Here is a 6,269-nt window from a genome sequence, read left to right as displayed (position 1 = left end):
TTCGAATTCTGGCACGCAATGCTTGAACTGGTGAGCTGATGTCCGCGCAAAGTGTGGTATTTCCTCAGAACATAGCCCGACCACATCAATAAGCTACAGATTGCCTATGAAATCTGTCATAAAGGGCTGATCTCGAATGAAAAGGTAGGCTAGCTTCGAAAATTTTAGCGTTGAATTGGGCTTCGGCACGCAAATCGCAAATCTCGCACGCAAATCGTGAATCCGGCACGTAACACCCCCGTTCCGGCACGTAACGCCCCCGTTCCGGCACGTAACGCCCCCGTTCCGGCACGTAACACCCCCGTTCCGGCACGCAAATTCGAATTCTGGCACGCAATGCTTGAACTGGTGAGCTGATGTCCGCGCAAAGTCTGGTATTTCCACCGAACATTGTCTGACCACATAAATAAGCTCCAGATTGCCTATGAAATCTGTCATAAAGGGCTGATCTCGAATGAAAAGGTAGGCTAGCTTCGAAAATTTTAGCGTTGAACTGAGCTTCGGCACGCAAATCGCAAATCTCGCACGCAAATCGTGAATCCGGCACGTAACACCCCCGTTCCGGCACGCAAATTCGAATTCTGGCCCGCAATGCTTGAACTGGTGAGCTGATGTCTGCGCAAAGTCTGGTATTTCCACAGAACATTGTCTGACCACATAAATAAGCTACAGATTGCCTATGAAATCTGTCATAAAGGACTGATCTCGAAGGAATAGGTAGGCTAGCTTCGAAAATTTTAGCGTTGAATTGAGCTTCGGCACGCAAATCGCAAATCTCGCACGCAAATTGTGAATCCGGCTCGCAAAGTACAAATTCCGGCACGTAACACCCCCGTTCCGGCACGCAATTCTAGAACCAGTGAGCTGTTGCCCAGGCTATGCCTGATTTTACATTGCCCCCTATGCGTAACTGTCATAGTTCGGACAAGTACGTCATACACTTGTACAAAGCTAGAAGACGGGGGAGGACCAAAGTATGGATGATCGAAGAAAGAGAATTCAGGAACGAATTGCCAAGCGGAGAAAGCGGGCTGAACATCATCAACAGGGAGCATGGGCGAATTTAATTCAAGATGAAACAGATGGTTATAGCCCCCCATTATCATATGAAAGTCCATCGCCAGGAAATGATTTTCCCCTTTTCAAAAAAGAGTGGTTTTTGTTTAAAATTCTTGCGGCTGCATGTTTGTTTTTATTAGTAGCCATTGCTTTTAAACATCCGTCCACACAGCTTGATGAAGTGAGAAGTGTTGTGAAAGAAACGATGAATCAAGAGTTTCAGTTTGCGACAGTTGCATCATGGTATGAGGATACGTTTGGGAAACCGATCGCATTTTATCCTGATAAAACGAAAAAAGAATCGGGTACAGTTGCGGATCGTCCAGATAATCAATCAGCACTACCGGTTATTGGTAAAATCACAGAAAGTTTTGAGGTAAATGGTGAAGGGGTGTTGATTGAGACATCGCAAAATAAAAAGGTGAATGCACTTAGGGAAGGCATTGTCATGTTTGCCGGCGTGAAGGAAGGTTTGGGGAAAACAGTAATGATTCAACATGCTGATAAGAGTGAATCATGGTATGGCCAACTAGAATCAGTCGATGTAAAGCTTTATGATCCTGTGGCTAAAGGCACTGAAATCGGCAAGGTAACAGCTAGTGAAAACGGTTCAAAGGGGACCTTTTATTTGGCTATTAAAAAAAATGATCAATTTATTGATCCGACACAGGTGATTTCCTTTGAATGAATTATTAAAGCTGTTATGGAAAGTCAACATTCATCCTACATTATGGCTCGTGATTGCGATTTCTGTCTTGACTTCACATTTCACGCAAATGATCATGTTTTTTGTCATTATTTTCTTTCATGAAATGGGCCATGCTATAGCAGCTCATTTCTTTAAATGGCGGATTAAATCAATCCATCTGCTTCCATTTGGAGGCACTATGGAAACAGATGAGTATGGAAACAAATCACTTAAGGAAGATTTGATTGTGATTTTGGCAGGACCTGTTCAGCATGTTTGGCTCGTCGGCCTTGCCTACTTGTTCTACTCGTTTTCGATCATGCCATATGAGATGTATCAGCAATTCTTTTACAGCAATGCAGCTGTGATGCTGTTCAACTTGCTTCCTGTATGGCCGCTAGATGGTGGTAAACTGTTGTTTCTGGGATTATCCAAACGCAAATCCTTTCTCGATGCGCACTCGTTCACACTTCTTTTCTCAGCGATTTTGGCAACAGCAGGTCTCATTCTGTCGGTGCTATTGATTTCGTTCAATTTAAACGTATGGATTATTGCTTGCTTTATTGGGATTACGCTAGCGATGGAATGGCGTCAGCGTTATTATGCGTTCATTCGATTTCTACTTGATCGCCATTATGGCAGAAGTATGGACTTAACAAGGCTTGAACCGATTCAAGTCGATGAGAATGAGATGATTTACAAAGTATTGGAGAAATTTCAGCGTGGTTGTAAGCATCCAGTCATTGTCATGAAAAATGGCCAGGAAAGCGGTTCGTTAGATGAAAATGAACTACTTCATGCCTATTTTACAAATAAAATGACCAATGGCAAAATTGGTGAATTGTTATATGCCTATTAAATGTGATATTCTTGCTTCACACATTGTTTGAAGGGATTTTATCATGAAAAAGCTAATTGCCAATCTATCTACACGAGAAAAAAGATACGCATGTATAGAAAATGGACGTATTACTAAATTAGAAATTGAGCCGCCGAAATCTGCTGGTAGCGTCGGTAATATTTACCTTGGTAAAGTGACGAAAGTTCTGCCTGGTATGGAGGCGGCGTTTATTGATTATGGGGAAAAAAAGAGTGGATTTCTGTATCGGGATGAGCTTCCATCTTATCAAGAAGCGAAACGAAAAGGTACACAGAAAAGCTCGATTAGTCAGTACATACGTGAAGGGGAAAAACTGCTTGTTCAAGTGACTCGTGATGAGGCGGGGACAAAAGGAGCAAAGCTGACAGGATTGATTGAGCTTTCGAGCAATCATGTTGTTTATATACATGGAATCGATTATGTCGGTGTGTCTAAAAAATTCAAAAGCTCAGAAAGTCAGAATCAATGGCGAAGCATGGTCCTTACACATAAAAAAGCAGATGAAGGGCTTATTATTCGAACAGCGATGGAAGAAATGAGCGAGGCTGTATTCCTCAAACAGCTAGAAACACAGAGAGAAAACTATGCTCAGTTACTCAAAAAAGCTACCTCGTTAAAAAAACCTACTCTTGTGTCGCGCCGAGATTCTTTTTTTGAAAGTATTTTAACAGAAATGTCCCAAGCGCCAAGTGGAGAGCTTTATGTGGATGATTTTACTTGTTTTCAGGAATTGAAAAAATGGCAGCAAGATCATGGAAGTGGCTGGGAGATTTTTTATGAAGCTGGACCGGTCAATATTTTTTCTCATTTAGGCATCGAAAGTGAAGCAGAGCAAGCGTTGAAGAAGGTTGTTTGGTTAAAAAATGGCAGCTATCTTATTTTTGAAGAAACGGAAGCCTTCACAGTTGTTGATGTGAATACGGGCAAGTTTACTGGCAAGGCTGAGAAGGAACAGACGCTTTTTGAAACAAATATGCAAGCGGCAAAAGAGATTGCTCATCAACTGCGACTTCGGAATATTGGTGGAATCATCTTGATTGATTTCATCAATATGAAACAAGCTCAGCACCACCACGCGATTGTTGAGATGCTGAAAACAGAAACGAAACAAGATGAGATGCGTGTTCAGTTGCTTGGTTTTACAGAGCTTGGGATTTTCCAATTGACGAGAAAACGGACATCAGCTTCACTAAGCGAAAAATTAACCATGGCTTGCCCTGTGTGTCTCGGTACGGGCAAGGTGGATAGCGCAGAAACGGTTGCCTTTCGGCTCGAACGTGAACTGATGGAACATCGGAAGCGTGACGAGGAAGCCGTCTTGATTGAAACAAACGAAGCCGTCTCAACGATCTTGTTTGGAGAACAGGACGCTTATAAGCCGGTGCTTGAAGAGATGCTTCATAAAGAAATTGTTGTTAGGATTGTCAAAGGGAATGATCATCGATATGAAATTAAACGATTTGGAACAAAAGATGAACTGATGATAGTACGTGAAAATCTATTGACATGATCCATGAATATATGATAGGATTTTACTGTTATGTTTGTAGCACCCGTGCTACAACCGCTCAAAGTAGGTTCACAAGTTTTTGCTTAATGCAAAACGCCTATGATTGGCGAGTCTGAGACATTCAAGGAGGTGCAGGTATGTACGCAATTATTGAAACTGGCGGTAAACAAATTAAAGTAGCAGCTGGCGAAGCAGTTTACATTGAGAAATTAAATGTAGAAGCAGGCGAAACTGTTACATTTGACAAAGTTTTATTCGTAGGTGGCGAAAACGTGAAAGTTGGTGCTCCACTAGTTGACGGCGCTACTGTAACAGGTAAAGTCGAAAAACAAGGGAAACAAAAGAAAATCACTGTTTTCAAATACAAATCGAAGAAGAACTACCACAAAAAACAAGGTCATCGTCAACCATACACTAAAGTTGTTATCGAAGCAATCAACGCGTAAGGCTGATTATTATGATCACTGTGACTTTTGATGCTCCACAAAATGTAATTAAATCTTTTACAATGAGTGGACATGCTAATTTCGCTAAAAAAGGTTCTGATCTTGTTTGTGCAGGGGCATCAGCGGTTTCCTTCGGGGCGCTTAATGCCATTATGTCTTTAACAGATGTAAAACCTGAGATTGAGCAAGGTAAAGACGGTGGATATCTTCGCTGTATTTTTCCGGATTCCATTTCGGATGAATCACAGGAGAAGGTACAGCTGCTCTTAAACAGTATGCTTATATCGCTTCAGACGATCGAACGTGATTACGGAAAATACATGAAAATTATCCTCAAGTAATAGGAGGTGGAACATATGTTAAGATTAGACTTACAGTTCTTTGCTTCCAAAAAGGGAGTAGGTTCAACAAAAAACGGTCGTGACTCACAATCAAAGCGTTTAGGCGCTAAACGTGCAGATGGTCAATTCGTATCTGGTGGTTCTATTCTATACCGCCAACGCGGAACGAAAATCTACCCGGGTGAAAACGTTGGACGTGGTGGAGATGATACTCTATTCGCGAAAGTGGACGGAGTAGTTAAATTCGAACGTTTCGGACGTGACCGTAAAAAAGTAAGCGTGTATCCAGTTGCACAAGAAGCATAATCCTTGCATCTTTGAATAAGAAGCTTTGCTTTAAAGGGTCTGATTCCTTCTATAATCACAATATATCGCGACATTTGCATGAATGGTTTGCTATATATCGTGAAGAAGGGGTCTGACCCTTTTTTATAATTGAAAAATGATTGAACATGCTCTGCCATCGTCCAAAGAACTTATATGTATGTGTTGGCTGTATTATTAAGTTGCGAAGGTCCGCCCCATGTCCTTCATACAAAAAGAGTTTTTTGGAAGGTGGTTCATGTAAGGATAATAATCAACCTCCTACTAACCGCACTTCGCGAATATTTGATATAATGAATAGAAAAGCGGAAGGCGCCTGTTTATCAGCGACAAGCAGAAGCACCTTAAGTTTTACGCTAATTACTAATTAAAATACGTGAGAAGTGCAGCTATTATTCATTTAAAAATACATGACAGAGCCTATGACGAAATAGCAGGAGTAATCATTTATGGAAAAAGATTGGTCAACCGTTGAAATTTTACGTCATTCACGACATGACTGGCTGAATAAAATTCAATTAATAAAAGGGAACCTGGAACTAAGCAAACCCGACCGTGTGAAAGCAATCATTGATGATATCATACTAGTAGCTAGGCATGAGGCAAAGATATCCAGTATTGACATGCCTAAATTTAGCGAGCTTTTGCTGACTGCTAATTGGAGATTTCGTGTGTTTCAGAGTGAATTCGAAGTAATTGATATGGTGCAAGGTACGAGCGTGATGGATCAAATGATGTACGATTGGACAATGAATTTTTTTCATTTTCTTGAAGAACAGCTGGATGCTTATAGCGAAAATAGATTATTAATCAGCATATATAAAAATGAAAGTACCGATTTAATCCGATTTTCCTTTGATTTACAGGGAAAGATAAAAGATGTAGCCTTAGTGACTGAGTTTTTGCGGAATTCGTCAAAAGATAACCAGACGATTGATTTTGAAGAAACAACAGAGCAAATGTTTTACTTTACTATGGATATCAATAGGAAACAGAAGACATCTTAGGATTACATACAGAG

At 40.9% G+C, this 6,269-nt stretch carries 7 protein-coding genes and 1 other annotated feature; all 7 genes read left to right on the top strand.

The window, feature by feature from the left end:
* The first annotated feature begins 976 nt into the window (after positions 1–976).
* The 7 genes from V179_RS0114360 (at position 977) to V179_RS0114330 (ending at position 6,255) form a co-directional block, all read left to right on the top strand.
* Positions 977–1,747 carry a M23 family metallopeptidase gene (locus V179_RS0114360; RefSeq protein WP_028392082.1) on the top strand — a complete coding sequence of 257 codons (771 nt, stop codon included), beginning with the start codon at positions 977–979 and terminating at the stop codon, positions 1,745–1,747.
* A complete protein-coding gene (locus V179_RS0114355) occupies positions 1,740–2,606 on the top strand; it encodes a M50 family metallopeptidase (RefSeq protein ID WP_028392081.1) in 867 nt (288 codons plus the stop codon). The genes V179_RS0114360 and V179_RS0114355 overlap by 8 nt, the downstream gene beginning before the upstream one ends.
* Before the next feature lie 43 nt (positions 2,607–2,649).
* Positions 2,650–4,137 (top strand): Rne/Rng family ribonuclease, encoded by a 1,488-nt coding sequence (locus V179_RS0114350; RefSeq protein ID WP_028392080.1) that lies wholly within the window; start codon positions 2,650–2,652, stop codon positions 4,135–4,137.
* Positions 4,138–4,179: 42 nt separating this feature from the next.
* Positions 4,180–4,261: a sequence feature (ribosomal protein L21 leader region), on the top strand.
* A 13-nt stretch (positions 4,262–4,274) separates the two neighbouring features.
* Entirely contained in the window at positions 4,275–4,583 is a 309-nt protein-coding gene (rplU, locus tag V179_RS0114345; protein ID WP_028392079.1) for a 50S ribosomal protein L21, read from the top strand.
* An 11-nt stretch (positions 4,584–4,594) separates the two neighbouring features.
* Positions 4,595–4,924, top strand: coding sequence for a ribosomal-processing cysteine protease Prp (locus tag V179_RS0114340; protein WP_028392078.1), 330 nt, complete (start codon positions 4,595–4,597; stop codon positions 4,922–4,924).
* A gap of 15 nt (positions 4,925–4,939) precedes the next feature.
* Entirely contained in the window at positions 4,940–5,230 is a 291-nt protein-coding gene (rpmA, locus tag V179_RS0114335) for a 50S ribosomal protein L27 (RefSeq protein ID WP_028392077.1), read from the top strand.
* Positions 5,231–5,697: 467 nt separating this feature from the next.
* Entirely contained in the window at positions 5,698–6,255 is a 558-nt protein-coding gene (locus tag V179_RS0114330; RefSeq protein WP_028392076.1) for a Spo0B C-terminal domain-containing protein, read from the top strand.
* Positions 6,256–6,269 lie beyond the last annotated feature (14 nt).

This window comes from Bacillus cihuensis (assembly GCF_000504145.1).
Lineage (GTDB): Bacteria > Bacillota > Bacilli > Bacillales > DSM-1321 > Peribacillus > Peribacillus huizhouensis.
This window is presented reverse-complemented; position numbering and strand designations above follow the sequence as displayed.

Bases quoted from the DNA above. Each gene is read 5' to 3' on its own strand.
- V179_RS0114360 (WP_028392082.1), top strand. From the start codon at position 977: ATGGATGATCGAAGAAAGAGAATTCAGGAACGAATTGCCAAGCGGAGA.
- V179_RS0114350 (WP_028392080.1), top strand. From the start codon at position 2,650: ATGAAAAAGCTAATTGCCAATCTATCTACACGAGAAAAAAGATACGCA.
- rplU (WP_028392079.1), top strand. From the start codon at position 4,275: ATGTACGCAATTATTGAAACTGGCGGTAAACAAATTAAAGTAGCAGCT.
- V179_RS0114340 (WP_028392078.1), top strand. From the start codon at position 4,595: ATGATCACTGTGACTTTTGATGCTCCACAAAATGTAATTAAATCTTTT.
- rpmA (WP_028392077.1), top strand. From the start codon at position 4,940: ATGTTAAGATTAGACTTACAGTTCTTTGCTTCCAAAAAGGGAGTAGGT.
- V179_RS0114330 (WP_028392076.1), top strand. From the start codon at position 5,698: ATGGAAAAAGATTGGTCAACCGTTGAAATTTTACGTCATTCACGACAT.